The sequence below is a fragment of the Duganella caerulea genome (assembly GCF_040362985.1).
Taxonomy (GTDB): Bacteria; Pseudomonadota; Gammaproteobacteria; order Burkholderiales; family Burkholderiaceae_D; genus Rugamonas; species Rugamonas vulcania.
The window spans coordinates 67,599-92,990 of sequence record NZ_BPWJ01000015.1; the positions used below are offsets into that span (position 1 = coordinate 67,599).

The 25,392-nt window shown below is 67.9% G+C and carries 27 protein-coding genes; 22 read left to right on the top strand and 5 right to left on the bottom strand.

Going from position 1 to position 25,392, the window contains the following annotated elements; translation table 11 throughout:
• Positions 1 to 8: 8 nt before the first annotated feature.
• The gene (locus tag ACUJB0_RS29470) at positions 9 to 1,157 is read left to right on the top strand and encodes an HlyD family secretion protein (RefSeq protein ID WP_444848363.1); all 1,149 of its coding nucleotides are present in this window, start codon (positions 9 to 11) and stop codon (positions 1,155 to 1,157) included.
• A 54-nt stretch (positions 1,158 to 1,211) separates the two neighbouring features.
• Here the strand turns inward: ACUJB0_RS29470 and ACUJB0_RS29475 are convergent, their stop codons facing one another.
• From ACUJB0_RS29475 to ACUJB0_RS29485, 3 genes are all read right to left on the bottom strand, one after another.
• The gene (locus tag ACUJB0_RS29475; protein ID WP_444848364.1) at positions 1,212 to 2,771 is read right to left on the bottom strand and encodes a hypothetical protein; all 1,560 of its coding nucleotides are present in this window, start codon (positions 2,769 to 2,771) and stop codon (positions 1,212 to 1,214) included.
• 78 nt (positions 2,772 to 2,849) lie between these two features.
• Positions 2,850 to 3,284: a CCDC90 family protein gene (locus ACUJB0_RS29480; protein ID WP_444848365.1), complete on the bottom strand. Its 435-nt coding sequence runs from the start codon at positions 3,282 to 3,284 to the stop codon at positions 2,850 to 2,852.
• A gap of 48 nt (positions 3,285 to 3,332) precedes the next feature.
• Positions 3,333 to 3,830 (bottom strand): Lrp/AsnC ligand binding domain-containing protein, encoded by a 498-nt coding sequence (locus ACUJB0_RS29485; RefSeq protein ID WP_117010045.1) that lies wholly within the window; start codon positions 3,828 to 3,830, stop codon positions 3,333 to 3,335.
• A 100-nt stretch (positions 3,831 to 3,930) separates the two neighbouring features.
• Here ACUJB0_RS29485 and ACUJB0_RS29490 point away from each other — a divergent pair, with 100 nt between their 5' ends.
• A complete protein-coding gene (locus ACUJB0_RS29490; RefSeq protein WP_444848366.1) occupies positions 3,931 to 5,214 on the top strand; it encodes a D-amino acid dehydrogenase in 1,284 nt (427 codons plus the stop codon).
• Positions 5,215 to 5,340: 126 nt separating this feature from the next.
• A complete protein-coding gene (locus ACUJB0_RS29495) occupies positions 5,341 to 6,180 on the top strand; it encodes an HDOD domain-containing protein (RefSeq protein WP_444848367.1) in 840 nt (279 codons plus the stop codon).
• A gap of 2 nt (positions 6,181 to 6,182) precedes the next feature.
• Here ACUJB0_RS29495 and ACUJB0_RS29500 read toward each other — a convergent pair whose 3' ends face one another.
• Positions 6,183 to 6,755: a cysteine dioxygenase family protein gene (locus ACUJB0_RS29500; RefSeq protein WP_444848368.1), complete on the bottom strand. Its 573-nt coding sequence runs from the start codon at positions 6,753 to 6,755 to the stop codon at positions 6,183 to 6,185.
• An 81-nt stretch (positions 6,756 to 6,836) separates the two neighbouring features.
• On the opposite strand from ACUJB0_RS29500, the gene ACUJB0_RS29505 reads away from it, so the two are divergent.
• The 4 genes from ACUJB0_RS29505 to ACUJB0_RS29520 all read left to right on the top strand — a co-directional run bounded on the left by ACUJB0_RS29505 (position 6,837) and on the right by ACUJB0_RS29520 (position 10,028).
• Positions 6,837 to 7,862 carry a transporter gene (locus ACUJB0_RS29505; protein ID WP_444848369.1) on the top strand — a complete coding sequence of 342 codons (1,026 nt, stop codon included), beginning with the start codon at positions 6,837 to 6,839 and terminating at the stop codon, positions 7,860 to 7,862.
• Positions 7,863 to 7,871: 9 nt separating this feature from the next.
• Positions 7,872 to 8,120, top strand: a complete 249-nt coding sequence (locus ACUJB0_RS29510) for a hypothetical protein (protein ID WP_444848370.1) — start codon at positions 7,872 to 7,874, stop codon at positions 8,118 to 8,120.
• Positions 8,121 to 8,152: 32 nt separating this feature from the next.
• Positions 8,153 to 8,671: a GNAT family N-acetyltransferase gene (locus tag ACUJB0_RS29515; RefSeq protein WP_444848371.1), complete on the top strand. Its 519-nt coding sequence runs from the start codon at positions 8,153 to 8,155 to the stop codon at positions 8,669 to 8,671.
• A 157-nt stretch (positions 8,672 to 8,828) separates the two neighbouring features.
• Positions 8,829 to 10,028, top strand: a complete 1,200-nt coding sequence (locus tag ACUJB0_RS29520; RefSeq protein ID WP_444848372.1) for an alpha/beta hydrolase-fold protein — start codon at positions 8,829 to 8,831, stop codon at positions 10,026 to 10,028.
• Between the two features lie 6 nt (positions 10,029 to 10,034).
• Here ACUJB0_RS29520 and ACUJB0_RS29525 read toward each other — a convergent pair whose 3' ends face one another.
• On the bottom strand, positions 10,035 to 10,556 hold the full coding sequence (locus ACUJB0_RS29525) for a hypothetical protein (RefSeq protein ID WP_444848373.1): 522 nt from the start codon (positions 10,554 to 10,556) through the stop codon (positions 10,035 to 10,037).
• Positions 10,557 to 10,637: 81 nt separating this feature from the next.
• On the opposite strand from ACUJB0_RS29525, the gene ACUJB0_RS29530 reads away from it, so the two are divergent.
• The 15 genes from ACUJB0_RS29530 to ACUJB0_RS29600 all read left to right on the top strand — a co-directional run.
• Complete coding sequence (locus ACUJB0_RS29530; protein WP_161086697.1) at positions 10,638 to 10,856, top strand: DUF6500 family protein; 219 nt, start codon at positions 10,638 to 10,640, stop codon at positions 10,854 to 10,856.
• Positions 10,857 to 10,861: 5 nt separating this feature from the next.
• A complete protein-coding gene (locus ACUJB0_RS29535; protein ID WP_444848374.1) occupies positions 10,862 to 11,515 on the top strand; it encodes a VOC family protein in 654 nt (217 codons plus the stop codon).
• 76 nt (positions 11,516 to 11,591) lie between these two features.
• Positions 11,592 to 12,812: an MFS transporter gene (locus tag ACUJB0_RS29540; RefSeq protein ID WP_444848375.1), complete on the top strand. Its 1,221-nt coding sequence runs from the start codon at positions 11,592 to 11,594 to the stop codon at positions 12,810 to 12,812.
• Positions 12,809 to 13,432, top strand: coding sequence for a helix-turn-helix transcriptional regulator (locus ACUJB0_RS29545; protein WP_444848376.1), 624 nt, complete (start codon positions 12,809 to 12,811; stop codon positions 13,430 to 13,432). Before ACUJB0_RS29540 ends, ACUJB0_RS29545 begins: the two co-directional genes overlap by 4 nt.
• A gap of 177 nt (positions 13,433 to 13,609) precedes the next feature.
• Positions 13,610 to 15,592 carry a polysaccharide biosynthesis protein gene (locus ACUJB0_RS29550; protein ID WP_444848377.1) on the top strand — a complete coding sequence of 661 codons (1,983 nt, stop codon included), beginning with the start codon at positions 13,610 to 13,612 and terminating at the stop codon, positions 15,590 to 15,592.
• A 22-nt stretch (positions 15,593 to 15,614) separates the two neighbouring features.
• Entirely contained in the window at positions 15,615 to 16,676 is a 1,062-nt protein-coding gene (locus ACUJB0_RS29555) for a Gfo/Idh/MocA family protein (RefSeq protein WP_444848378.1), read from the top strand.
• A gap of 17 nt (positions 16,677 to 16,693) precedes the next feature.
• Positions 16,694 to 17,299 (top strand): acyltransferase, encoded by a 606-nt coding sequence (locus ACUJB0_RS29560; RefSeq protein ID WP_444848379.1) that lies wholly within the window; start codon positions 16,694 to 16,696, stop codon positions 17,297 to 17,299.
• Positions 17,290 to 18,378 carry a DegT/DnrJ/EryC1/StrS family aminotransferase gene (locus tag ACUJB0_RS29565; protein ID WP_444848380.1) on the top strand — a complete coding sequence of 363 codons (1,089 nt, stop codon included), beginning with the start codon at positions 17,290 to 17,292 and terminating at the stop codon, positions 18,376 to 18,378. Before ACUJB0_RS29560 ends, ACUJB0_RS29565 begins: the two co-directional genes overlap by 10 nt.
• A 13-nt stretch (positions 18,379 to 18,391) precedes the next feature.
• Entirely contained in the window at positions 18,392 to 19,702 is a 1,311-nt protein-coding gene (locus ACUJB0_RS29570) for an oligosaccharide flippase family protein (RefSeq protein WP_444848381.1), read from the top strand.
• Positions 19,689 to 20,945: a hypothetical protein gene (locus tag ACUJB0_RS29575; RefSeq protein WP_444848382.1), complete on the top strand. Its 1,257-nt coding sequence runs from the start codon at positions 19,689 to 19,691 to the stop codon at positions 20,943 to 20,945. The genes ACUJB0_RS29570 and ACUJB0_RS29575 overlap by 14 nt, the downstream gene beginning before the upstream one ends.
• On the top strand, positions 20,938 to 22,035 hold the full coding sequence (locus ACUJB0_RS29580; protein ID WP_444848383.1) for a glycosyltransferase: 1,098 nt from the start codon (positions 20,938 to 20,940) through the stop codon (positions 22,033 to 22,035). Before ACUJB0_RS29575 ends, ACUJB0_RS29580 begins: the two co-directional genes overlap by 8 nt.
• The gene (locus ACUJB0_RS29585; protein WP_444848384.1) at positions 22,022 to 22,732 is read left to right on the top strand and encodes a hypothetical protein; all 711 of its coding nucleotides are present in this window, start codon (positions 22,022 to 22,024) and stop codon (positions 22,730 to 22,732) included. The genes ACUJB0_RS29580 and ACUJB0_RS29585 overlap by 14 nt, the downstream gene beginning before the upstream one ends.
• Positions 22,733 to 22,745: 13 nt before the next feature.
• Positions 22,746 to 23,453, top strand: coding sequence for a hypothetical protein (locus ACUJB0_RS29590; RefSeq protein ID WP_444848385.1), 708 nt, complete (start codon positions 22,746 to 22,748; stop codon positions 23,451 to 23,453).
• Positions 23,450 to 24,226, top strand: a complete 777-nt coding sequence (locus tag ACUJB0_RS29595) for a polysaccharide deacetylase family protein (protein WP_444848386.1) — start codon at positions 23,450 to 23,452, stop codon at positions 24,224 to 24,226. Before ACUJB0_RS29590 ends, ACUJB0_RS29595 begins: the two co-directional genes overlap by 4 nt.
• Positions 24,227 to 24,241: 15 nt before the next feature.
• On the top strand, positions 24,242 to 25,392 hold a 1,151-nt coding region (locus ACUJB0_RS29600; protein ID WP_444848387.1), incomplete at its 3' end, for a glycosyltransferase family 4 protein.

The following is a 25,392-nucleotide window of genomic DNA, read 5'->3' on the forward strand; positions in this document are numbered from 1 at the left end:
AACCGAACATGAGCACTGACACCACCAAAACCAACGACAGCAAACGCAAGACCGTCCTCGCCGCCATCACGCTGCTGTTCCTCGCGGCCGGCGCGGCCTACGCGGTCTACTACAAGGCCGTGCTGTCGAAGGAGCAGGAAACCGACAACGCCTACGTGGGCGGCAACCTGGTCAACCTGTCCTCGCAAGTGGCGGGCAACGTCACCGAAATCCGCGCCGACGAGACGCAGATGGTGCGCGCCGGCGCCACGCTGATCAAGCTCGATTCGGCCGACGCCGATGTTGCCTTGAGCCAGGCCGAGGCCCGCCTCGGCGCGGCAGTGCGCCAGCAACGCCAGCGTTACGCGGACGTCGCGCAGTACGAGGCCACCGTCGCGCTGCGCAAGCTGCAATTGAAAACCGCCGAGGACGACCTGGCGCGCCGCAAGCCGCTGGCGGCGGACCACACGGTATCGGGCGAGGAAGTGGACCATGCGCGCCAGGCCGTGGACAACGCGCGCGCCGCGATCGCGGTGGCGCTCCGGCAGGCCGAAGCCGCGCAGGCCGGCGTGGCGGGCGTGCCGCTGGCGCAGCATCCGCTGGTGCAGGCGGCCAAGGCGGACTACGTGCAGGCCTGGCTGGCGGCGCGCCGCAACACCATCGTCGCGCCGGTGTCGGGTTACGTGGCCAAGCGCAGCGTGCAGATCGGCGCGCGCGCCACACCGGGTACCTCGCTGCTGTCCATCGTGCCGCTGGACCAGTTGTGGGTGGATGCGAACTTCAAGGAATCAGAGCTGCGCAATATCCGCGTCGGCCAGGATGCGAAGATCGAAGCCGATATGTATGGCGGCAAGGTGGTCTTCCACGGCAAAGTGGTCGGACTGTCTGCCGGCACGGGCAGCGCGTTCTCGCTGCTGCCGGCGCAGAATGCCAGCGGCAACTGGATCAAGGTGGTGCAGCGGCTGCCGGTGCGCATCGCGCTCGATGCGAAGGAATTGGCCGAGCATCCGCTGCGCATTGGCTTGTCGACCACGGTGACGGTCGATGTCAGCAAGACCGACGGGCCGGTGCTGGGCGCGGCCATGCCGCAGGCGCCGGTCTACAGCACGCAGGCTTTGACGCAGCCGCTGCAGCAGGCCGCCACCGCCGCCGACGCCATCGTCGCCCGCAACCTCTGACGCTATCGCTGTCGTTCGCGCGAAAGCGGCGGTCCGCCGCGCGCGGGGATGACGTTACTTGCGCAGCTCCGCGTCGAGCTGGCGGATCGCCGCCTGGGCGTGGGTGATCACGCGGTCGGCGATACGCTGACGCATGCCGGGCACGCGGCCGGCCGCTTCAGCCTCCAGCAGCAGTGGAGTGAGCAGCTGCAGCGCCGACTCGTGGAAGCCTTGCGCCACAAGGTCCAGCTGCGTGTTGAAGCTTTGCTCGGCGGCCTGCAGCTGCTTGCGCAGTTCGGCCTCGAAGGCGGCGCGCTTGTCGCGGATCTCGGTGCGTTTGCGCTTGCCACCGTCGGTGAACCACTTGAACGCGCCGGCCAGCAGCACCGCGCCGCCGACAAACGGCGCCACCGGCGCCACCACCGGCAGCACCACCGCCGCGCCGATCAGATAGGCCGCCGTGCCGGTGCCGGCAGCCACCACAGCCCCGCTCATCAAGGTGACATTGGCCGCCGTGTCCACACTGTTGACGATGCGCGTGCCGATCCGCAGGCGCGGCATCAGCTTGGCCAGCGTCGAGTGGTGCTGACGCTGGAACACCGACGATTGATTCAGGCGCATCGCCTGCTGGAACAGCCGCAAGTCCTCCTGCAGCAGGTGCAGCGATTGCTCCTTGCGGCGCACGATGCGGTCCAGCCGCCGTTCCATCTCCTGGCCGAACTGCTGACGGCCCATGCTGGCCCACACGTCTTCATCCTTCCACTGATCGGTGTTAAGCCGGTCGGTGATCGCCAGTTCGATGGCGTTGCCGGCATCGTGCACGGCGTCGTCGATCTCCTCGAGCATCAGGCGGCGTTCGTAGGCGATGCGCTGGTCCACCAGGGTCAGACGTTGCAGCACCTGGTCTTTCAGGTCGTTGGCGGCGCTGATCAGCGTGGCGGCCATGGCCTCGCCCACCGACAGCATGCGCGCCTGCTCCAGATAGGCGCTGATGTCCTGCGCGATGGCGGTGGTGGTGGCGCCCACCAGTTCGCGCAGCTGGCTGTGGTCGATGTCGCCGGACTGGAAATTGCGCGCGTGTTCGACCAGCACCGGCTGGCCCGCCTGGCGGCCGAAATCGGCCACGGTGTCGGCCAGCGAGCGGCCGCGCACCAGCCGGCGCGCCTGTTCGCCGAGGTTGGCGAGGATGCCGCGCTCCTCGGCCTGCGGCAGGTGGTTGAGGTCTTCGGGCGAGAGCCGGGCCGACAAGGCCTTGGCCAGGCGCTGCGCCAACGGGCGGGCGTCGGCGCCGTGCAGCGCCAGCAGCGGGATGGTCATGGCCAGGGCGTTTTCGCGCGCGGCCTGGTCGATGCCGGCGCTGCTGCGGCTCAGGGCGTTGAAGGCCCAGTCGACGTCCACGCCCGATTCGATGGCGTTCAACACCAGCGCGGTGAAGACGGCGGAGGATTTGCCGTCGCCGGCGATGTCGGTGACGGCGGCGAATTGGGCCAGCGTCAGGCTGCCCTCGTTGCCGGCGATGGCGCCGACCGCGCGCGCGTAGGCCGAGCTGAAGCTCTGATCGGATGACATGTGCTCGTCGAGCGAGCGCACGTTGATGACATGGGTATCGCCTGGAGTACCGTGCTGATTGTTCACACTTGCTCCACTTCGTAAATAATGCTGTTATTGCATTTTAACTGAAGCGGCGCGATCGCTGCGTTAGCTGGCGAACAGCTAGGAGCGGAAGTAGGTCAACGCGGCGAACAGGACGGCGCTCTGTGCGATCCCAAATCCGATCACCCAACGCATCATCTCCGTGCGCAGGTGACTAATCTCGTCGCGGATCAGCGCACGCAGCTCGGCGAACTCGGCAGTGTGTTTAGCTTCCATCCTGTCCATTCCGCCATCGAGCGCCAAGCGCACAAACTCGATCTTGTCGTTGAGCTCCAGGCGCACAAGCTCGATTCTGTCGATGAGCTCCGTCCGCGCAAGCTCGATCTTATCGTTGAGCTCCGTCTTGGCCAACTGCACATCCGCCTTGGTGGCCAGCTGCGTCCGCAGCGCCTCGCTGAGCGCGAGTGCGTGGGCGTCGGCTTGCTCCGCCGGCACGCCGGCCGCTTCCAGGCGCCGGGTATAGCTCAGGGTGTCGAATGTGGTATTCATCCGCATATTGTGCGCCTCTCGCCGCGCAGCGCAAGCGCCGCACTTTGAGGCGGCTCAAGCCTGCGCCACCTCGGTGGAAAGGATCAAGGTTTCCTTGATCTCCTCCATCACGACATAACTTTTCGACTGCGCCGCCCCAGGCAAACTGAGCAGCATGTCGCCCAGCAGCTTGCGGTATTCGGCCATTTCGTGAATGCGCGCCTTGATCAGGTAATCGAAATCGCCCGACACCAGATGACACTCCTGCACCTCCGGGATGCGCAGCACCTCGCGCCGGAACTGCTCGAACACCGGCCCCGACTTCTGGTTCAGCGTGATCTCCACGAACACCAGCAACTTGGCCCCCAGTGCCGGCGGATCGATGCGCGCGTGGTAGCCGGTGATCACCCCGTCCCGCTCCATGCGCTTGACCCGCTCGATGGCCGGCGTGATCGACAGCCCCACCTGCTCGCTCAAATCCTTCATCGAGATCCGCCCATCCTCCTGCAGGATGCGCAATATCTTTCTGTCCAGTTTGTCCAGGGTGCGGACCGATTCCTTTTGAATTCGCATGAAAATCCACTAAATTTATCAAGTTATACAGTAACAAATACTGGTGATACAAGCATACCATAGCGGAATATCTGGTAGTGCTAAATAATCGGGAGACTGTATGCGCGTTGTGATCTTGGGTAGCGGTGTTATCGGCGTCACCAGCGCCTACTATCTGGCCCAGGCCGGCCACGACGTGACCGTGCTCGACCGCCAGCCCGGCCCCGCGCTGGAAACCAGCTTCGCCAACGCCGGCCAGATCTCCCCCGGTTACGCCTCCCCCTGGGCCGCGCCCGGCATCCCGCTCAAGGCGATGAAATGGATGCTGCAACGCCATGCCCCGCTGTCGATCACGCCGGACGGCACGCTGTTCCAGCTGCAATGGATGTGGCAGATGCTGCAGAACTGCAATGCCGAGCGCTACGCCGTCAACAAGGAGCGCATGGTGCGCCTGGCCGAGTACAGCCGCGACTGTTTCAAGGCGCTGCGCGCCGCCACCGGCATCGAATACGAAGGCCGCCAGCAAGGCACCACCCAGCTGTTCCGCACCCAGAAGCAGCTGGACGACGCCGCCAAGGACATCCAGGTGCTGCAGGAAACCGGCGTGCCGTATGAACTGCTGAGCCGCGAACAGCTGGTCGCCGCCGAGCCCGGCCTGGACCAGAACAAGCTGGTCGGCGGCCTGCGCCTGCCCAACGATGAGACCGGCGACTGCCAGCTGTTCACCACCCGCCTGACCGCGATGGCCGAGCAGCTGGGCGTGAAGTTCCGCTACGGCGTCGACATCACCGGCCTGGTCACGGCCGGCGAAGAGATCAAAGGCGTGCAGCTCGCAGGCGAACTGGTGACGGCCGACTCCTACGTGGTCGCGCTGGGCGCCTACTCGACCACGCTGCTGAAGGACCTGGTCAAGATCCCGGTCTACCCGCTGAAGGGCTACTCGATCACCGTGCCGATCGTCAACGCCTCGGCAGCGCCGGTCTCGACCATTCTGGACGAGACCTACAAGATCGCCGTCACCCGCTTCGACGACCGCATCCGCGTGGGCGGCATGGCCGAGATCGCCGGCTTCAACCTGAACCTGAACCCGCGCCGCCGCGAGACGCTGGAGATGGTGGTCAACGACCTGTTCCCCGGCGCCGGCGACACCGCGTCCGCCACCTTCTGGACCGGCCTGCGTCCGATGACGCCGGACGGCACCCCGGTGGTCGGCCGCACCGGCCTGCGCAACCTGTTCATCAACACCGGCCACGGCACGCTCGGCTGGACCATGTCGTGCGGCTCGGCCCAGCTGCTGGCGGACCTGATCTCGGCGCGCCGCCCGGCGATCCTGTCCGACGACCTGTCGGTCAGCCGCTACCAGCGCGACAGCGCCACGCGCCGGCCGCAGTTCGCCAACGCGTAAAGCTGAGCTTTTCCCGTGCGCGGCGCCCCGGAAGGCGCCGCGCACTGTCGCATTGCCGCCTCCCAGAAACCACATCCCGCCATGATGGCGTTGAGATTGGGGCCGCGCATGCGTATAATTTTGATCATGAATAAACTTGAAGCATTCGGCCATATCGCGGCGCTGGCCATCCGTGGTGAACTGGTTTTCCCGACCAGTGTCAATGCGGCACTCCGCGTTCAACTCGCGCTGGACGACCCGGAGTGCCCGGTCGACAAGGCGATCAGCCTGGTGCTGGCGGAGCCCATCCTGGCCGCGCGCACGGTCGCCATCGCCAATTCGGCGATGTTCAACCGCTCCGGCGCGCCGATGATCACCAACGTGCGCGGCGCCATCATGCGCATCGGCTACCAGAACCTGTTCGCGCTGGCCGCCGCCATGGTGGTGCGCCAGTTCGGCGCCAAGATCGCCGATCCCGACCTGCGCTACAAGGCCGAGAAGCTGTGGGACCACACCATCGCCGTGGCGGCGCTGTCGCGCATCATCGCGCGCCAGGTCACCGGCGTGAATCCGGACACCGCGCTGTTCGCCGCCATCGTGCACGAGGTGGGCGGCTTCTACCTGCTCTCGCGCGCCGACGAATTCCCCGGCCTGCTGGAAGAGGATCCCGAGAACTGGCACTCGGCCAGCGAGGAGATCATCACGCGCGAAGTGATGCGCAAGCTGTGCATCCCCGAGCCGGTGGCCGAAGCCATCGAAGGCCTGCGCGACAGCTTCATGTCGATCCCGCCGGACACGCTGCTTGACACGCTGCTGCTGGCCAATCACCTGTCGCCGGTGAAGTCGCCGCTGCAGGAGCCGCAGCGCGACCTGCCGCCGCACTCCGATTCGGCCATCGATTTGTTCATCGACGAAGAGAAGCTCGAATCCATGCTGGCCGAGGCCAGGATCGACGCCATCGAGATGAACGCCGCGCTGCTGGTCTGAGTTCAGCGGTTGGCATAGCCGGAGCGGAACGACTTGCGGCTGCCGTCAGACTCGTACACGTGGCGCTCGACGGCGCCGATGTCCGCGCCATAGACATGCACGCCGACCGACACCCGGTCGTCAAAGGCATTGCGCACTTCGTGAATGTCGCCCAGCGCGGGCGACACCGCGCTCACCTCTACCGCCTTCAGCAACAAGGGCGCGCCGTCGGCCGCGAAGGTGCCGCCGTGCGCGCGCCATGCCTGCGCCACCTCCGCGCCGCGCAGGATGCCGACCAGGCCCCAGACCGTGTGGTCATGCACCGGCGTGCGCTGGCCCGGTCCCCACACGAAGCTGGCAACCGAGTAGCGTTGCGCGGGATCGAGATACAGCAGGTACTGCCGGTAGAACTGGGGATGGGGCTGCGCCATCGCGTCGGGCAGCCAGTCGTCGTGCGCCAGCAAGGCGCGCAGCAGCGCCCCGCCCCGCGCCACGATTTCGGATTCAGATGGGCCGCGCGCCAGCAGCGCGTCCATGGCGTCGACAAAGCGCCGCAGCCGTGGCGGCAGTTCCGGTTGCTGTGGCGCGTGCTCCATGCGGCCTCCCGTCGAGGATTTATCACCCCATCTTAGCGTATTTTGCTATCCTCACGTCCGTGATCGTCACGGAGGAATCGAATGCAGAATGCGCCATTGTCCTACGGCTCCGACCCATCGGGTCTGGTTTGCGGCTACCTGTTCGGCCGCGCGCCGGATGGCAAGGGCCTGCCGCTGGACGCCGACGCGGCCCGCACCTGGCTGGCCGCGCGCGAGGAGCATCCGCAGGAATTCATCTGGCTGCACTACAACCTGGCCAACACCGCCAGCGAGAAATGGCTGCACGAGCACACCGCGCTGCCGGAGGAATTCTACGAAAGCCTGCACGAAGGCCCGCGTTCGACCCGCATCGAGATGGCCGACAACACGCTGATCGCCGTGGTCAACGACGTGCTGCACGATTTTTCGTTCGAGCCGTCCGACATCTCCACGCTGTGGCTGAGCGTCGACCGGCAGATCGTCATCAGCGCGCGGCGCAAGCCGTTGAAGGCGGTCGACGGCTTGCGCAACGCGGTGCGCAATGGCGAGCCGATACGCTCCTCGGTCGAGCTGCTGATCCACCTGCTGCGCGACCAGGCCGACGCGCTGATCAAGATCGTCCGCAACGCCATCAGCACCGTCGACGAGATCGAGGACAATCTGCTGGCCGGCAAACTGAAAACCAAGCGCGCCAGCCTGGGTGCGCTGCGGCGCGTGCTGGTGCGCTTGCAGCGTCTGCTGGCGCCGGAACCGGCGGCGCTGTTCCGATTGCTGCAACGGCCGCCGGCCTGGGTGGCCGACATCGACGCGCAGGAACTGCGGCAATCAACCGAGGAATTCTCGATGGTGCTGGCCGACATGGCCTCGCTGCAGGAGCGCATCAAGCTGATACAGGAGGAGATCGCGGCGCTGGTCAACGAGGGCAATAACCACAGCCTGTTCGTGCTGACCATCGTCACCGTGCTGGCCCTGCCGATCAACATCATCGCCGGTTTGCTGGGCATGAACGTCGGCGGCATTCCGCTGGCGCAGGATCCGGAAGGCTTCTGGCTGGTGGTGGCGATCGTCGCCAGCTTCACCGTGATCGCAGGCTGGCTGGCCTTCCGCCGCCAGCGCGATGTGTCCTAGGAGATCATCATGGCAAAGGTTTGTGACGATTGCGGAACAACTGAGGGCAGTTTGCACGAGGCCTTTTGTACGCGAGAGCGCTGCCCGTTTTGTGGAAGCCAGCTCATTACCTGTGGGTGCATATCGAAGGTGCTGGAACTGGATGCCGAAGAACAGAAAGCGCTTGACGAATATGAGGACGATTCCGTGGAACCTCTCGCCGGGGTAATCTATCGCTGGATGAAGGCGCTCGATCGAAAAGGCCGCATTCCGTTCTAAATGTCGAATTATTAAATTCAACGAAACCTCTTATGAATCCAACATTCACCATCTCCGTACCGCGCCTTCACACAGAACGACTTACGCTTCGCGAATATCGGCTCGACGACTTCGACTTATTTGCGGACCATTTAGCGAATTCCGAAAGCTCAGCTCACTTGGGCTCGGCTGACCGCCAAACGGCGTGGCGAATCTTCAGCTCCCATGCTGGACTATGGCTCCTGCAAGGGGCCGGTTGGTGGGCCCTGGAGGATAAGCAGACTGGTCAACTCGTCGGTAATATCGGAGCCTTCTTTCGTGAGCAATCAACGGTGATGGAGCTGGGATGGAATACTTATCGGGCCTTCTGGGGGAAAGGAATCGCAAGCGAAGCGGCGGCGGCAGTCCTGAATTATGCGTTCGAGGTGCGGCGCGAGCCGAAGGTTCGGGCGCTGATCACCTCCGCAAATGAATCATCGCGTCGCGTCGCCGAGCGCCTTGGCATGACCTTCGAAATGGAGACGGACATCCACGGCAAGGCAGTCAATAGTTACATGCTGGAGCGTGGTTGAATCCCCTGCCAGCTGGTGAATTGAATCGGGAGTTCACGCGTAAGTACTACGCCAACGAGATCAGCCAGCCTCCGTGACCGGCTGGTTTCGGCTGCGGGAACTTAAGTGTATAGTGTGGGAATTATCAAATTCTCAACTCCATTCAAAACGGAACCTAATGAAGAAAATACTACTCTCCATTGCACTGCTACTCTTTTCCTGCACCGGCAAGGCACAAGAACCGCATCCTTTGACGATTGGTTTTGCCGAAACAGTTCCGTCTGCAATCTTGAAGGCCGAGCGTACGATATGGGTGCATCTACCCGAAGGTTATAAGGCCGATGGCGCCAAACGCTATCCGGTGATTTATGTGTTGGACGGGAAGGATCAATTTCAAGCGCTCGTTGCGGTGATCGAGCACCTGAGCGGTGAAAAACTGGCTCCCCAAATGATTGTCGTTGGCATTCTGCAGGACGATAGGCTTGCGGAGCTTACGTTCGGCAAGGATATGGAATTCCCGAATTCGCAAGGCAAAGGGGAGCAATTTCTCGACTATATAGAAAAAGAGCTGATCCCCTTTGTCGATGCCAAATACCGTAGCACATCGTATCGCACATTTGTCGGCCACTCGGTGGGCGGTTTGTCCGTGGTGCATACCCTGGTACATCGTCCGCAGCTGTTTAACAGCTATATTTCACTGGAAGGCGCGCTCTGGTGGGACAAGCGTCGTGTCGTGAAAGACGCGCAAATCGTGTTGGACCAGCCGTCCTATGAAGGCAAGACCCTGTTCCTCGCCATGGCCAATCACCTGGAAACCAAGCCTACTCTCGCTCAAATGCGCAAGGATAGGACTCGCCAAAGCGAACTGATTCGCTCCAATCTCGAACTGATCGATGATTTGGCCAAACACAAGCACAAGGCGTTGCGTCTGGGTCAGCAGTATTATCCGAACGATACACACAGTTCTCTGACGCTGCAGGCAGAATATGATGCCTTGCGATTCATCTTCGATGGCTACAGCTTGAAATTCCGCAAAAGCCAGTTGGACGATCCCACCTTTGATGTGGTCCAACGCTACACCGAGCATTATCAGGCGCTGTCGAAAAAAATGGGCTATCGCGTCCAACCAGAAAGTGCGGAACTGGTCGGCCATGGATATAATTTTTTGAATCACAAACAATATGAGCGCGCCACGTTTTTCTTCCAGCAGCTGCAGCAGTATTATCCAAATGATCCGAATACCTACGACTGCCTGGGCGATCTATATACAGCCGAGGGCGATAAGCCAAAGGCCATTGAAAGCTTCAGGAAAGGGCTGAGTCTCGGTGAAATGAAGGAATCGCGGGACAAGCTCGACGCGCTGCTGAGCGGTAAGTAATTGCCTTCATCGTGGCCGGCGGCGTGGAGCTGCCGGCGCGTCTGCGGCCGCAGACCTGAAGTTCCAGACGCGGCGCCCGCCGTAGGCTGCGAACAGCACTCCCATCGCCAGCGCGATCAGATTGTCGCGGCGGTAGCTGCCCCGCACCGTGGACAGCGAAGAGACTTCCTTGCCGCCGACCGTCACGCCGTAGACCGCGTAATAGCGGCCCGGCAGAAAACTCGGGCTGCTCACTTGTCCCGGGTGGTAGCTCACCTTGACCGGATAGGCTTGCGCATCGACGATCGCGGCACGCAGACGCTGGTCAGAGTCGCCTTTAGCGAACAGCACGAAGCGGCGCTCGTCGCCGTCCAGCGTAAAATACAGGCCGCCCTGCGCCGGCTGCGACCACGTCACGCGGCCACTCGCGGTGTCCAGTTGGCCGGCATCCGGGAAGTTGCGCTCCAGCGCGACGAACAGCAGCATCAGGCCTATGCCCAGCAGCAGAAAGAAGTACGCGCCGCGCTCGCTGGCAAACCAATTCTTCATCGTGTTTCAGTGTTTGAGTGATGCCGCATCATAGCGCAACAATGTATAGTGATGGTCCAATCCACGGCCTGAATCGACAACGTGCGCAATCAACTGAGAGAAAAAATCATCCGCGTCTGTAACGACAAGATCGCGCAAAAGGGCGAGACGGTCGGCCTGTCCTTCTACGCTTTTTTCGCCAACAAGAACGACGATCCGGAGCTGCTGATGGAGGCGGCCGAATGGTGGATACGCAAGCACCAGCTGGATCACTTCGTGAAGGCCGTCAAGATCCGCAGCATGGTCGAGCAGGGACAATAAGCGTCATGCGCATCGATCACCTGTTCATCCGCGCCCGCGCCGGCGCGCCGGAGGCCGAGCTGCTGCGCTCCTTCGGCCTGAGCGAGGGATCGGGCAACCGCCATCCGGGCCAGGGCACCGAGAACCGCCGCTTCTTCTTTCACAACGCCTTCCTCGAACTGCTGTGGATCGCCGACGATGACGAGGTGCGCAACGCGCAGACCAGCCCCACCCTGCTGGCCGAACGCCTGGCCGATGGCGGCCCGGCCTGTCCGTTCGGCGTTTGCTTCCGGCCGTCCGGCGACGATGCCGCCGCGCCTTTCCCGTGCTGGGATTACGCTCCGTCCTATCTGCCGCCCGGCATGCGCATCGGTATCGGCGCGGATGTGCCGGCGTCGGAGCCGATGTGGTTCTTCCTGCCGCAAGGCGTGGCGCCGTCTGCCTATCCCGAGGCGCGCCGCCAGCCGCTGGACCATTCCGCCGGAGTGAAGACCATCACCTCGGTCACGCTGACATTGCCTTCGTCGGCACGGTCGGCGTGCGCGCAAGCGGCCGGCGCTGGCCCTCAACTCACGCTGCTCGAAGGCGACGCTTACCTGATGGAGATCCACTTCGACCACAGCGCGCAAGGCCAGACCAGCGATTGCCGCCCCACCCTGCCGTTGATCCTGCACTATTGAGTTAATAAACATTTTCGTTTACTTATTAGCAGAGTCCGCTTACAGTGTCGGTACTCGCCACTTTTGACCGCCGACGATGAAAACACCTCTGCTGATAGGCGCCGCCTGCCTGCTTGCCCTGCTCTCGACGATAGGCGCCTCGCTGCCCTACCCCATTCTGCCGCCGCTGTTCGCGGCCGGCGTCAGCAATGGCCTGAACCAGTTCCTCGGCCTGCCGCCCAAGCTGCTGTTCGGCCTCGCGCTGACCATCAACCCGCTCGGCCTGCTGATCGGCTCCGCGCTGCTCGGCCCGATGTCCGACCGCTACGGCCGCCGCCCGGTGCTGCTGATCACGGCGGTCGGCGCGGCCATCGGCCATGCGGCCACCGCCTGCGCGCTGCTGCTCGAATCCTACCCGCTGTTCATCGTGGCCCGCTTCGTCACCGGCCTGCTGGAAGGGAACGGCTCGGTGGCGCGCGCCATGCTGGCCGACCGCCTGAGCGGAGACCTGCGCCGCAAGGCCCTGTCCTGGTTGAACGGCGCGTTCTACATGGGCTGGCTGGCCGGACCGCTGGTGGCCGGCGTCACGCTGGCGTGGGGCCTGACGGTGCCGTTCTGGATCGCGATGGCGGCGCTGCTGCTGGTGGCGCTGGTGGTGGCCGTGGTACTGCCGAACGAGGCGCCGTCGCTGGCGACCACCTCGTGGTGGCAGGTGGCGCGCGACCGCCACTCGCTCAACCTGCTGCGCGAGCCGGACCTGCGCAACCTGTTCATCGTCACGCTGGCCTACACCTGCGGCGTGACCGCGTTCTACGAGTTCTATCCATTGTGGCTGGTCGAGGTGCCCGGCTTCGGCGCGCGCGGCATCGCCTGGACCACCGCCGCCATGTGCGCGGTGATGACCACCACCACCATGTTCGCCGGCCGTCCGTTCGAAGGCGAGCCGCTGCTGCGGGCGCGCCGCTTCGCGCTGGTGACGGCGTCGCTGATCGCGCTGCTCGCGGCCAGCAACGCGTGGTTCGGCATCGCCGCCATCGTCTTGTACGGCATTCCGCATTCGATCTACAACGCGATTGTCCCCAACTGGTGCGCCGAGCGCTTCGGCGCGCACGGACAAGGCGCGGTCATGGGCCTGATCTCCACCACGTTCTGCCTGGCCAACATCATCATGGCGCTGGTCGGCGCGGTGCTGACGCTGATCGACACGCGTCTGATCCTGGTGCTGGGCGCCGCGCTGACCGCGTGGTCGGCCTGGCGCATGCAGACCTGGCACGCGGCCATGGCCAGCAAGGACAAGCTGGAAGGAGCGCTGCCATGAACACCGCCGAGCACACCCTGTTCCTGCTGAAGACGCGCGGCCCGCACACCGCGCAGCAACTGGCCGGCCTGCTCAACCTGACCTCGATGGGCGCGCGCAAGCAGCTTGAGGCGTGGCAGGAAAAAGGCATGGTGACGTACGAGGACCTGGCCGACAAACCGGGCCGGCCGTCGCGCCGCTGGTTGCTGACCGACGCCGGCCACGCGCGCTTCCCGGACCGCCACGCCGATCTGACGCTGCAGCTGATCGACCAGGTGCGCGGCCTGTTCGGCGACGCCGGCCTCGACAAGCTGATCACCGCGCGCGAGGCGGCCAGCGAGCAGCAATACCGCCAGCATCTGCAGGCGTCCGACACGCTGCCGCAACGGGTCGCCGCGCTGGTGCAGGCGCGCACCAGCGAGGGCTATATGGCCGAAGTCGAAACCGGCGACGACGGCAGCCTGCTGCTGATCGAGAACCACTGCCCGATCTGCGCCGCAGCCCGCCAGTGCCAGAAGTTCTGCCGCTCGGAGCTGGAGGTGTTCCAGCGCGTGCTCGGACCTGAATGCTCGGTGGGCCGGGTCGAGCATCTGCTCGACGGCGCGCGCCGCTGCGTCTATGTGATCAAACCGCTGCGCTGAATTTCCGCGCAAAATTAATTACGAATGGAAATCTGAAAGTCAAGGGGTTCGGCTAAGCTCCGCCGTGCCGTTTGATCGCTGTCAAACCACCATGTGCTGGTCAGAAGACAATCAACGCATGCCCGACGCCCTGAGCGTCCGGCCCATGCCACGCTTGCTTCACAAAGGTCCCGCACCATGCTTGCCTGCACGCCCCGCTATCTTGCCGCCGCCCGCCTGCTCAGCGGGAAGCTGATCGCCCTCAAGCGCGGCGGCAAGCGCGCGCTGATGTTCGGCGCGGACAGCCTGGCCTTGCCGCTGTGTTTCCAGCTTGCCTTGCTGATGCGCGGCGGCGCCAGGCCGGCGCCTGCGCTGCCGCTCGCGCTGCTGCTGGCGGCCACGTCGCTGTCCGCCTTGGCGATGAGCGACCTGTACAGCGCGGCGGTGCGCTACCTGGACCAGCGCCGCCTCGCGCTCGGCGGCCTCGGCCTGGCCGGCGCCGCGCTGTGCATCCATCTGCTCAAGCTGGACCGCGGCGACGCCTGCCCGCCCGGCGCGCTGCTGAGCTACTGGTTCGTCGCGCTGTCCTACCTGGTGGCGTCGCGGCTGGCGGCGCGCAGCTTCCTGCAGTGCCACACGCGGCCGCCACAGGCGCGCGAGGCGGTCGCCATCTACGGCGCCGGCGACACCGGCGCCCGGCTGGCGCAGGCGATGCAGGGCGACGGCCAATATTGCCCGGTCTGCTTCTTCGACGAGAAGGCGCGCCGCGAACAACGCACCATCGCCGGCCTGCGGGTGTTTCCGCCGGAGCAGCTGGTCGAGCTGGCCGCCACGTGGTCGATCCGGCTCATCGTTGTCGCGTTGCCGGCCGCGTCGGGCGAACGGATGGGCGCGGTGTTACGCATGCTGGGCGGCGCCGGGGTCGGCATCAAGTTCCTGCGCGGCCTGCCCGACCTGGCCGACCACGCGCCGCGGCGGCGGCCCCAGTCTGCGTCGCGCCCGGCCGCGATGGATTTCCCGCTGGAGCAGCTGCTGGGCCGGCCGCCGGTGCAGCCCGACCCGACCTTGTTCTCCCGCTGCGTGCGCGACAAGGGCGTGCTGGTGACAGGCGCGGGCGGCTCCATCGGCAGCGAGCTGTGCCGCCAGATCGCCGGCCTGGGGCCGCGTTGCCTGCACCTGCTCGACCACAGCGAGTTCGCGCTCTACACCATCACCCAGGAACTGCAGGCGCGCTGGCCCGGGCTGGCGCTGCGGCCGCACTTGGGCTCGGCCTGCAACGCGCGCCTGCTCGAGCGCGTGATGCGGAGCGACCGCATCGACACCATCTACCACGCGGCCGCCTACAAGCATGTGCCGCTGGTCGAGACCAATATGGTCGAGGGCCTGCGCAACAACGTGCTGGGCGCGCAGGCGGTGGCGCGCGCGGCCGCCCGCCACGGTGTCGACACCTGCGTGCTGGTCTCCAGCGACAAGGCGGTGCGGCCCAGCACCATCATGGGCGCCAGCAAGCGCCTGTCGGAGCTGGTGTTCCAGGCCGCGCAGGCCGGCGGCGCGGCGCGCACCGTGTTCAGCATGGTCCGCTTCGGCAACGTGCTGGGCTCGTCCGGCTCGGTGGTGCCGCTGTTCCGCCGCCAGCTGCAGCAGGGCGGGCCGCTGACCGTCACCGACCCCGCCATGGAGCGCTACTTCATGCTGATTCCGGAGGCGGCGCAGCTGGTGATCCAGGCCGGTGCCATGGCCGAGGGCGGCGACCTGTTCGTGCTTGACATGGGCCAGCCGGTGCGCATCGTCGACCTGGCGCGGCGCATGATCGCGCTGGCCGGGCTGACCGAGAAAACCGCCGCCTGTCCGCAGGGCGACATCGAGATCCGCTACGTCGGCCTGTACCCCGGCGAAAAGCTGCGCGAGGAATTGCTGACCGCCGACGACGCCGTGCCCAGCCGCCATCCGCGCATCCTGCGCCTGAAGGAGCAGGCGCTGGCGCCGGCGCTGCTGGACCAGTCCATCGAGCTGCTGCTGCTGGCCTGCGCCACCAACGACCGCTGGCTGATCGAAGCCATGCTGCAGACCATCATCGGCGACTTCGCGCCGCACGGCGGCGCCCCGGCCGCCGACGGCGAACGGGCGCGCCGCGCCATCGCCCGGCTGGCCATGGCGCCGCAGCCGGCCCACGCCTCGTAAGCGCCATTTCAAGGAGACCGCCATGCGCCAGTTCGTTCCCGCCGTTGTCGACCGCAAGCTGCGCTTCGCGCTGGTAGGCTGCGGCCGCATCGCGCACAACCATTTCGCCGCGCTGCGCCAGCACGCCACGCGCTGCGAGCTGGTCGGCGTGTGCGACATCGACCCGGCCGCGCTGGCGCGCGCCGCCGAGCACACCGGCGCCCCCGCCTACGCCAGCCTGGAGCAGATGCTGGCGCACAGCGAGGCCGACGCCTGCATCATCACCACGCCGTCCGGCCTGCATCCGGAGCAGGCGGTGCGGATCGCCCGCGCCGGCCTGCACGTGATCACCGAGAAGCCGATGGCCACCCGCTGGGAGGACGCCAAGCGCATGGTGGCGGCCTGCGACGCGGCCGGGGTGCGCATGTTCGTGGTCAAGCAGAACCGCCGCAACCCGACGCTGCAGCGGCTCAAGCGCGCGGTGGACGGCAAGCGCTTCGGCCGTATTTATATGGTCACGCTCAATGTGTTCTGGACCCGGCCGCAGGCCTACTACAACAGCGCCGCCTGGCGCGGCACCTGGGAGTTCGACGGCGGCGCGTTCATGAACCAGGCCAGCCACTACGTCGACCTGATCGACTGGATCGTCGGCCCGGTCGAGAGCCTGCAGGCCTACACCGCCACCTTGGCGCGCGACATCGAGGTCGAGGACACCGGCGTGATCAGCCTGCGCTGGCGCAACGGCGCGCTGGGCTCGATGAACGTCACCATGCTGGCCTATCCGCACAACCTGGAGGGCAGCATCACCATCCTCGGCGAGAAGGGCACGGCGCGCATCGGCGGCGTGGCCGTCAACGAGGTGCAGCAGTGGGATTTCGCCGAGCCCGAGCCGGAGGACGCCGGCGTACGCGAGGCCAGCTACGCCACCACCTCGGTCTACGGCCACGGCCATCCGCTGTACTACGACAACGTGCTGCAGGTGCTGCGCGGCGAGGCCGAGGCCGAGACCGACGGCCGCGAGGGCCTGAAGTCGCTCGAACTGCTGATCGCCGCCTACCGCTCGGCGCGCGACGGCCGCCGCGTCGCCCTGCCGCTCGATTACTGACCACCACGGAGCCCGCCATGGAATACATCGTCCACCCCAGCGCCATCGTCGACGCCGGCGCCGCCATCGGCGCCGGCACGCGGATCTGGCATTTCAGCCACGTGTGCGGCGGCGCCCGCATCGGCGCCGGCTGCTCGCTCGGACAGAACGTCTACGTCGGCGGCGACGCCGCCATCGGCGACCGCGTCAAGCTGCAAAACAATGTGTCGGTGTACGACGCCGTCACCATCGAGGACGACGTGTTCTGCGGCCCCAGCATGGTGTTCACCAACGTCCACAACCCGCGCGCGGCGGTGGAGCGCAAGCACGAGTACCGGCCCACGCTGGTGCGGCGCGGCGCCACCATCGGCGCCAACGCCACCATCGTCTGCGGCGTGACGATCGGCCGCTACGCCTTCATCGGCGCCGGCGCGGTGGTCACGCGCGACGTGCCGGACTTCGCGCTGATGGCCGGCGTGCCGGCGCGCCAGCTGGGCTGGATCAGCCGCCACGGCGAACGGCTGGCCTTTCCGCGCGGCGGCCCCGGCCGCGCGCGCTGCCCGCACAGCGGCGAGCACTACGCGCTGGAGGACGGACGCTGCACGCTGATGGCGGAAGACGGCAGGAGCGCATCATGGAAATGACCGACCTCAAGGCGCAGTACCGGCTGCTGCGCGCGCCAATCGACGCGGCCGTGCGCCGCGTGCTGGAACACGGCCAGTACATCATGGGGCCCGAGGTGGCCGAGCTGGAGCGGCGCCTGGCCGGCTACACCGGCGCCCGCCACTGCGTGACCGCCGCCTCCGGCACCGAGGCGCTGCTGATCGCGCTGATGGCGCTGGACGTGCGGCCCGGCGACGAGGTCATCACCACGCCGTTCTCCTTCATCGCCACCGCCGAGGCCATCGTGCTGGCCGGCGCGCGGCCGGTGTTCGTCGACGTCGAGCCTGGCAGCGCCAACCTCGACCCGGCCCGCGTCGCCGCGCGCGTCGGCCCGCGCACGCGCGCGATCATGCCGGTGTCGCTGTACGGCCAGCCGGCCGACATGGACGCCATCAACGCCATCGCGCTGGCACACGGGCTGGCGGTGATCGAGGACGCGGCGCAAAGCTTCGGCGCGGCCTACCGGGGCCGGCGCAGCTGCAACCTGTCGACCATCGGCTGCACCAGCTTCTTCCCCAGCAAGCCGCTGGGCTGCTACGGCGACGGCGGCGCCGCCTTCACCAGCGACGACGCGCTGGCGCAGGCCATGCGCGAGATCCGCGTGCACGGCCAGGCGCAGCGCTACCACCACACCCGGATCGGCGTCGGCGGCCGCATGGACACGCTGCAATGCGCCATCGTGCTGGCCAAGCTGGACCTGTTCGCGCAGGAGCTGGCCGCGCGCCAGCGCGTGGCCAATTGCTACGATCGGCTGTTCGCCGGCCGCGTCGCCACCTTCGCGCCACGGCCCGACCGCACCAGCGTCTACGCGCAATACACGATCGCGCCGCGCAACCGCGCGGCGGTGCAGGCGGCGCTGCAGCTGGCCGGCATCCCCAGCGCGGTGCACTACCCGGTGCCGATCCACCGGCAGCCGGCCTACGCCGGCATGGACCAGGCCGACTGTCCGCGGGCCGACCAGCTGGCGCAGCAGGTGCTGAGCCTGCCGATGGGGCCGTACCTGGCCGAGGCCGCCGCCGAGCGCATCGCCGGCATCGTGCTGGCCGCCGACGGCCGCTGACCGGAGCTTGGCCATGCGCGCGCTGCCGCCCTTCTGGAAGCATCTGCTGACCGTGCTGAGCGGTTCGGTGGCGGCGCAGGCGCTGCCCATCCTGGCCGCGCCGCTGATCACCCGCCTGTGCCGGCCGGCCGACCTGGGCCAGTTCGGCGTGTGGTACGGCGTGGTCGCCATCGCGGCGGTCGCGGCCACGCTGCGCATGGAGAACGCCATGATCATCGACCACGCGCCGGCGCGCCAGCGGCTGTGCTTTGGCGTGGTCGCGTGGTCGGCCGGCTGGCTGGCCGCGCTGCTGACCCTGGCCGCGACGGCCGCGCGCGCGGCGGGCTGGACCACGCTGCCGTGGAGCGGCGTGCTGACCCTGGGCGCGGCCGCCTGGCTGACCGCCGGCATGCAGACCACGCTGGCCTATGCCACGTCGCACAACGCCTTCGCGCCGGCCGCCAAGGCCAAGATCTGGGCGGCCGGCGGCGTCGCGCTGTCGCAGCTGGCGCTGCTGGCGGCCGGCGCGGGCGCGGTGGCGCTGCCGGCCGGACAGCTGCTGGGCCTGGCCACCGGCCTGGCCGCCGCCCGTCTGCTGCTGCGGCCGCCATCATCGCGAGCGCAGGCGCGCCGGCCGCTGGCGCGCCTGCGCCTGCTGGCGCGGCGGCTGCGGCGCGGCGCGATGCCGACGCCGGTCCAGCGGCGCTATCTGCACGCCCATCGCGCGTTCTGGCGCTACGCGCTGCCGTCCAACGTGCTCAACGCCGCGATCGGCCCGCTGCCGCTGCTGCTGATCGGCGCCCGCCATGGCGTGCTGGCCGCCGGCCTGTTCGCGCTCACCCAACGCGTGCTGGCGGCGCCGGTCTCGCTGCTGGCGGCCTCGGTGCAGGAAGTGTTCAAGCGCGAATCGGTGCGCCAGTACCAGAACAGCGGCAACTGCCGTCCTGCCTGGCGCCACGCGGCGCGCGTGCTGCTGTTGCTGGGGTTCCTGCCGTCGCTGCTGTTGCTGCTGGCCGCGCCGCCGCTGTTCGCCTTCGCCTTCGGCGCGCCGTGGCGCGCGGCCGGCGAGCTGGCGCAAATTCTGGCGCCGCTGTATTTCCTCAACTTTATCGCCAGTCCGCTCAGCTACGTGTTCTTCGTGGCAGGCCGCCAGAAGATCGAACTGGCCTGGCAACTGGCGCTGTTCGCGATGACGCTGGCCGTGTTCGCCGCGCCGCTCACGCTGCACCAGAGCGTGGCCGCCTACGCGACCGGCTACTCGCTGCTGTACCTGGTGTACCTGCACATGTCCTACCGCTACGCGCTGGACCGCGATCCCGCCGGGAGGCTGCATGCAGCCCGCTGACGCCGCCGCCGGCGCCGCGCACGCGGCGCAAACCGCACCGGCCGCCGCCGCACATCGCGCGCCGGCCGCGCGCGCTGCCGCCCGGCCGGACACCGCATGGGCCGAGCTCGGTTTCTTCCTGCTGTTCCCCGGCTTCTTCGCCTACCAGACGCTGCTGGGCCTGGGCCTGATCCGCGCCTACCTGGGCGGCTATTTCGCCGCCGTCTCGCTGCTGCTGCTGCCGGCCATGCTGCTGACCTACTGGCGCCGGCTGCACCGCGCCCGCTACCAGCTGCCACGGGTGGACGCCGCGCTGCTGGCCTTCCTGGCCTACTTCGGCGCCATGGTGGCGTGCCACGCGCCCAGCGCCAACCCGGCCATCACCGCGCACCACGCGCTGGCCCTGCTCTACCTGTTCAACCTGTTCGTCATCTTCAGCACGCTCGACTGCACCAGCCGCCGCTTCCGCCTGACCCAGTACGCCAGCCTGGCCGCCATGTCCTGCGTGGTGTTCGCGTACGCGGTGGACGGCGCCTTCTACCTGGCCGCGCTGGGCGAAGCGCGCGATCCCGACAGCGTCGCCACCTACCAGGGATTTTCGCGCTCCTACCTGCTGCCGCTGGCGGCCGTGCTGGCCACCACGCGCCAGGCGCTGCTGCGCTGGGCCTGGTACGCGCTGGGCGCGGCCACGCTGTACGTCAACACCGCGCGCAGCGAGTTCGGCGCGCTGCTGTTCCTGGTGCCGCTGATCGAACTGCACGCGGCGCGCCACCGCGCCGCCACCGCCGCCGCCTTCGCCGCGCTGGGACTGCTGATGCCGCGCCTGCTGGCGCCGCTGCTGGCGGCCGTGCCCAGCAACCGCACGCTGGAACTGCTGGACCTGTCGCACTCGAGCTCGGCCAACATGCGCCACCAGCTGACCCTGAACGCGCTACGCACCATCGCCGAGCATCCCATCCTCGGCGACTACGGCAGCTATCCGGTCGGCCTGTACAGCCACAACATCCTGTCGGCCTGGGTCGACCTCGGCCTGTTCGGCTTTGCCGCGCTGCTGGCACTGCTGCTGTACCCGCTGTTGCAGATGGGCCTGCACACCTGGGCGATCGGCGGGCGCGACGGCCGCGGCCCGGCCTTCCTGCTGGCCTGGAGCCTGCTCGGCATGACGGTGCTGCTGCTGTGCCTGTCCCACTTCTTCAGCGACATGCTGATCGGCGCCGCGCTGGGCGCCTACGCGCGCTACCGCGCGGGAGCGGACCATGCTTAAGATCGTCCACCTGAGCTCGGCGCACCCGCGCGACGACAGCCGCATCTTCGGCAAGCAGTGCCGCACCCTGGCCGCGCACGGCCACCAGGTCACGCTGGTGGTGGCCGACGGCCTGGGCGATGCCAGGCGCGACGGCGTGACCATCGTCGACGCCGGCGCCGCGCGCGGCCGCCTCGACCGCATGCTACACGCCACCTGCCGCGTGTACCGGCGCGCGCTGACGCTGGATGCCGACATCATCCAGCTGCACGATCCCGAGCTGCTGCCGGCCGGCCTGCTGCTGCGGCGGCGCGGCCGCAAGGTGGTGTTCGACGCCCACGAGGACGTGCCGCTGCAGCTGCTGGGCAAGCCCTACCTGACGCCGCCGTTGCGGCGCCTGTTGTCGGCCGCCTACACCCGCTTCGAGCGCCGCGCCTGCGCCCGGCTTGACGGCGTGATCGCCGCCACTCCCGCCATCCGCGACAAGTTCCTGCCCATCCAGCCCGGCGCGGTGGCCATCCGCAACTATCCGCGGCCGGAGGAATTCGGCGCCGCCGCCTGGGACGGCCAGCCGCTGCAGGTGTGCTATGTCGGTGGCCTGAGCGCGCTGCGCGGCATCGCCGAGCTGGTGCGCGCGTGCACGCTGCTGCGCACGCCGGTGCGCGTGGGCCTGGCCGGCCGCTTCAGCGAACCGGGGCTGGCCGCGCACATGCGGGCACAGCCCGGCTGGGAGCGGATCGATGCCCATGGCGTGCTCGGCCGCGGCGGCGTGGCCGCGCTGATGGCCGCCTCGCGCGCCGGCCTGGTCACGCTGCTGCCGGCCGCCAACCACCTGGACGCGCTGCCGGTCAAGCTGTTCGAATACATGGCGGCCGGCATCGCCGTGATCGCCTCGGACTTCCCGCTGTGGCGCCGCATCGTCGACGACGCCGGCTGCGGCCTGTGCGTCGATCCGCGCGACCCGGCCGCCATCGCCGCCGCCATCGACCACCTCGCCGCCGAGCCCGAACTGGCGCGCCGCATGGGCCAGAACGGCCGCGCCGCCGTGCTGGCGCGCTACCACTGGCGCGGCGAAGCCGAGCAACTACTGCGCTACTATGAAAACCTCTGACCGCCTCCATGCCCTGCCCGCCCAGCTGCGGCTGGTCGCCGACGTGCTGCGCCTGCCGCGCGCGCGGCTGCGCTTCGAGCGCGCCGTCAATCCCGAGCTGGTGGAGCGCACCCACGCGCTGTTCACCAGCCCGCATCCGCGCTGCCGGCTGGTGCGCTTCAAGTCGCTCGGCGTCGCCCTGCTCGACCTGCGCGCCTACCGCGACAGCGCCGCCTACCTGCAGGCGGTCGGCCGCAAGGACTACGCCGGCTACCAGAGCCGGCGCGCCCGCGCCCACGGCTACCGCGTGGCCGAGATCGACCGCAACCACTACGTCGACGACATCCACCGCATCAACACCTCGCTGGCGCAGCGCCAGGGCCGGCCGATGGACCCGGCCTACGCCGCCCGCGCCGAGCACTTCGTCGCGGTCGACGGCTTCCGCTACTACGGCGTGCTCGACAAGGACGGCCGGCTGGCCGCCTACTGCGACCTCGGCATCTACGGCGACTTCGCCGCCACCGACCACCTGCTGGGCTACAAGACCAGCGACGGCCTGATGTACCTGCTGCTGGCCGACATCGCCTGCCGCCTGATCGACGAGGGCCGGCTGAACTACCTGATGTACGACACCTACCTGGGGGCCCTGCCGGGCCTGCGGGAGTTCAAGAAAAAGCTGGGCTTCGCGCCCTACCGCGTCCGTTATTCCATTTGTTGAGGGAGATGCCGGCATGATCGCCACGCTTACCCGTCCGTTCCGCCTGTTGCTGGACGTCGCCCGCCTGCCTGTGGCGAGCCTGACCTTCGACTCCCGCCTGCATCCGGCCGACGTGCTCGACACGCACCGCCGCTTCACGCGGCCGCATCCGAAATACAAGCTGTTCGGCCACAAGCAGCTGGGCGTGGCGCTGATCGACCTGCGCCGCCACCCGACGCCGGCCGCCTACCTGGCCAGCATCACCGGGCGCTGCGGCGCCGCCAGCTACGCCGGCAAGGCCAGGCGGCGCGGCTACACGCTGGCGCGCATCGACCGCAACGAGCACATCGACGCCATCCACGCCATCAACACCAGCAGCGCCAGCCGCCAGGGCCGGCCGATGGACGCCATCTACCAGCACAAGCCGCCGCGCTACGAGGCGCTGAGCCATTTCCGCTACTACGGCGTGTTCAGCAAGGACGGCCGGCTGACCGCCTACTGCAACGTCGGCCACTACGGCAACTTCGCCGCCTTCTCGCAGCTGCTGGGCTACCGCAACAACGACGGCGCCATGCACCTGATGGTGACCGACATCGTCATCGAGCTGCTGCAGGACTTGCACGCCGGCCACGGCCCGCACTACCTGATGTACGACACCTTCTTCGGCGCCAAGCCCGGTCTGCGGCAGTTCAAGACCATGCTGGGCTTCTCCCCCTACCGCGCAAGGTACACGCTGCTATGAACACCATCCTGCGCCGCCTCTACAGCGACTACCTGATGCCGTCGCGGCTGCACCACTACGCCGCGCTGCTGCGGCAGGCCAGCCAGGCCGGCTACCGCCAGACCTCGGTGCGCGGCTGGCTGGCCGCGCTGCAATCGGGCGCGCCCGACAGCCAGGTGCTGGTGCACCGCCACGACATCGACACCGACCTGCGCACCGCGCGCGCGCTGTTCGCGCTGGAGCAGCAGCACGGCGTGCACGCCAGCTACTACTTCCGCCTGTCGACGCTGGACTTCGGCCTGATGCGCGACATCGAGCGCTACGGCAGCGAGGCCAGCTACCACTACGAGGAGGTGGCCACCTACGCCAAGCGCGCCCACCTCAAGCAGGCCGACGCCGTACGCGCCCGCCTGCCCGAGATCCGCGCCGAGTTCGAGCGCAACTTCCACCGCATCGAGGCCGGCCTGGGCGGCAAGATGCGCACCGTCGCCAGCCATGGCGACTTCGCCAACCGCCGGCTCGGCATGGTCAACTGCGAGCTGCTGGACGACCCCGCGCTGCGCGCCCGCTGCGGCATCGCCTGCGAATGCTACGACCCGGCGCTGCTGGCCAGCTTCGACCTGTACATCAGCGACCGCCCGGCGCCGCTGTACTTCCACCCGCAGCCGCCGCAGCAGGCGCTGGGCCGCCACCGCCGCATCTGCCTGCTGACCCACCCGGCCCAATGGCGCACCAACTGGGCCGCCAGCAGCCGCCACAACCTGCTGCGCCTGGTCGAGGCGTGGCGCTGGTAGCGCCAGGGAGCGACCATGAACATCCTGCTGATCAACCACTACGCCGGCTCGGTGCGCCACGGCATGGAATACCGGCCATATTTCCTGGCGCGCGAATGGGTGCGCGCCGGCCACCGCGTGCGCATCGTGGCGGCCGCCCACAGCCACCTGCGCAACCGCGCGCCGCAGCTGGGCGGGCGCGCCGTGCTGGATGAAACCATCGACGGCATCGCCTACCGCTGGCACGCGGCGCCGGCCTACCACGGCAACGGCCTGGGGCGCGCGGCCAACATGGCCGCCTTCGTCGCCGCGCTGTACCGCGGCGCCCGGCCGCTGGCGCGCGCCGACCGGCCCGACCTGGTGATCGCCTCCAGCACCTACCCTGCCGACATCTGGCCGGCGCGCCGCATCGCCCGCCTGGCCGGCGCCCGCCTGGCGTTCGAGGTGCACGACCTGTGGCCGCTGTCGCCGATGCTGCTGGGCGGCATGTCGCGCTGGCACCCCTTCATCCTGCTGATGCAGGCCGCCGAGGACTACGCCTACCGCCACGCCGACACCGTGATCTCGCTGCTGCCCAACGCGGCCGCGCACATGGCCGCGCGCGGCATGGCGCCGCACAAGCTGCACGTGGTGCCCAACGGCGTCGACCCGGACGAATGGCAGGGCCGGCTGGCGCCGCTGCCGGCACCGGCCGCCGCACTGTTCGAGCGCCTGCGCGGCCAGACGGTGGTCGGCTACGCCGGCAGCCACGGCGCCGCCAACGCGCTCGACAACCTGCTGGCGGCAGCCGTGCGGCTGCGCGGCCACCCGCTGGCCTTCGTGCTGGCCGGCGCCGGCCCGGCGCGCGAAGCGCTGCGCCGGCAGGCCGCCGAGGCCGGCCTGGACAACGTGCACTTCCTGCCGGCGCTGGAGCGGCGCTACATGCCGGCGCTGCTGGCGCGCTTCGACCTGGCCTACCTCGGCTGGCAGCGCCAGCCGCTGTACCGCTACGGCATCTCCCCCAACAAGCTGGGCGACTACATGATGGCCGCGCGGCCCATCGTCCACGCGGTCGACGCCGCCAACGATCCTGTGGCCGAGGCCGGCTGTGGCCTGAGCACGCCGCCGGACGACCCGGCCGCGCTGGCCGCCGCCATCGCCCGCCTGGCCGCGCTGCCGGCCGCCGAGCGCGCCGCGCTGGGCGCGCG

What these genes read in the sequence shown, in the direction of transcription:
- ACUJB0_RS29540 (WP_444848375.1), top strand. Translation starts at nt 11,592, where the DNA reads ATGAAAACACCTCTGCTGATAGGCGCCGCCTGCCTGCTTGCCCTGCTC.
- ACUJB0_RS29550 (WP_444848377.1), top strand. Translation starts at nt 13,610, where the DNA reads ATGCTTGCCTGCACGCCCCGCTATCTTGCCGCCGCCCGCCTGCTCAGC.
- ACUJB0_RS29510 (WP_444848370.1), top strand. Translation starts at nt 7,872, where the DNA reads ATGGCAAAGGTTTGTGACGATTGCGGAACAACTGAGGGCAGTTTGCAC.
- ACUJB0_RS29490 (WP_444848366.1), top strand. Translation starts at nt 3,931, where the DNA reads ATGCGCGTTGTGATCTTGGGTAGCGGTGTTATCGGCGTCACCAGCGCC.
- ACUJB0_RS29500 (WP_444848368.1), bottom strand. Translation starts at nt 6,755, where the DNA reads ATGGAGCACGCGCCACAGCAACCGGAACTGCCGCCACGGCTGCGGCGC.
- ACUJB0_RS29560 (WP_444848379.1), top strand. Translation starts at nt 16,694, where the DNA reads ATGGAATACATCGTCCACCCCAGCGCCATCGTCGACGCCGGCGCCGCC.
- ACUJB0_RS29545 (WP_444848376.1), top strand. Translation starts at nt 12,809, where the DNA reads ATGAACACCGCCGAGCACACCCTGTTCCTGCTGAAGACGCGCGGCCCG.
- ACUJB0_RS29565 (WP_444848380.1), top strand. Translation starts at nt 17,290, where the DNA reads ATGGAAATGACCGACCTCAAGGCGCAGTACCGGCTGCTGCGCGCGCCA.
- ACUJB0_RS29570 (WP_444848381.1), top strand. Translation starts at nt 18,392, where the DNA reads ATGCGCGCGCTGCCGCCCTTCTGGAAGCATCTGCTGACCGTGCTGAGC.
- ACUJB0_RS29480 (WP_444848365.1), bottom strand. Translation starts at nt 3,284, where the DNA reads ATGCGGATGAATACCACATTCGACACCCTGAGCTATACCCGGCGCCTG.
- ACUJB0_RS29525 (WP_444848373.1), bottom strand. Translation starts at nt 10,556, where the DNA reads ATGAAGAATTGGTTTGCCAGCGAGCGCGGCGCGTACTTCTTTCTGCTG.
- ACUJB0_RS29585 (WP_444848384.1), top strand. Translation starts at nt 22,022, where the DNA reads ATGAAAACCTCTGACCGCCTCCATGCCCTGCCCGCCCAGCTGCGGCTG.
- ACUJB0_RS29595 (WP_444848386.1), top strand. Translation starts at nt 23,450, where the DNA reads ATGAACACCATCCTGCGCCGCCTCTACAGCGACTACCTGATGCCGTCG.
- ACUJB0_RS29575 (WP_444848382.1), top strand. Translation starts at nt 19,689, where the DNA reads ATGCAGCCCGCTGACGCCGCCGCCGGCGCCGCGCACGCGGCGCAAACC.
- ACUJB0_RS29520 (WP_444848372.1), top strand. Translation starts at nt 8,829, where the DNA reads ATGAAGAAAATACTACTCTCCATTGCACTGCTACTCTTTTCCTGCACC.
- ACUJB0_RS29505 (WP_444848369.1), top strand. Translation starts at nt 6,837, where the DNA reads ATGCAGAATGCGCCATTGTCCTACGGCTCCGACCCATCGGGTCTGGTT.
- ACUJB0_RS29515 (WP_444848371.1), top strand. Translation starts at nt 8,153, where the DNA reads ATGAATCCAACATTCACCATCTCCGTACCGCGCCTTCACACAGAACGA.
- ACUJB0_RS29580 (WP_444848383.1), top strand. Translation starts at nt 20,938, where the DNA reads ATGCTTAAGATCGTCCACCTGAGCTCGGCGCACCCGCGCGACGACAGC.
- ACUJB0_RS29495 (WP_444848367.1), top strand. Translation starts at nt 5,341, where the DNA reads ATGAATAAACTTGAAGCATTCGGCCATATCGCGGCGCTGGCCATCCGT.
- ACUJB0_RS29590 (WP_444848385.1), top strand. Translation starts at nt 22,746, where the DNA reads ATGATCGCCACGCTTACCCGTCCGTTCCGCCTGTTGCTGGACGTCGCC.
- ACUJB0_RS29470 (WP_444848363.1), top strand. Translation starts at nt 9, where the DNA reads ATGAGCACTGACACCACCAAAACCAACGACAGCAAACGCAAGACCGTC.
- ACUJB0_RS29485 (WP_117010045.1), bottom strand. Translation starts at nt 3,830, where the DNA reads ATGCGAATTCAAAAGGAATCGGTCCGCACCCTGGACAAACTGGACAGA.
- ACUJB0_RS29535 (WP_444848374.1), top strand. Translation starts at nt 10,862, where the DNA reads ATGCGCATCGATCACCTGTTCATCCGCGCCCGCGCCGGCGCGCCGGAG.
- ACUJB0_RS29555 (WP_444848378.1), top strand. Translation starts at nt 15,615, where the DNA reads ATGCGCCAGTTCGTTCCCGCCGTTGTCGACCGCAAGCTGCGCTTCGCG.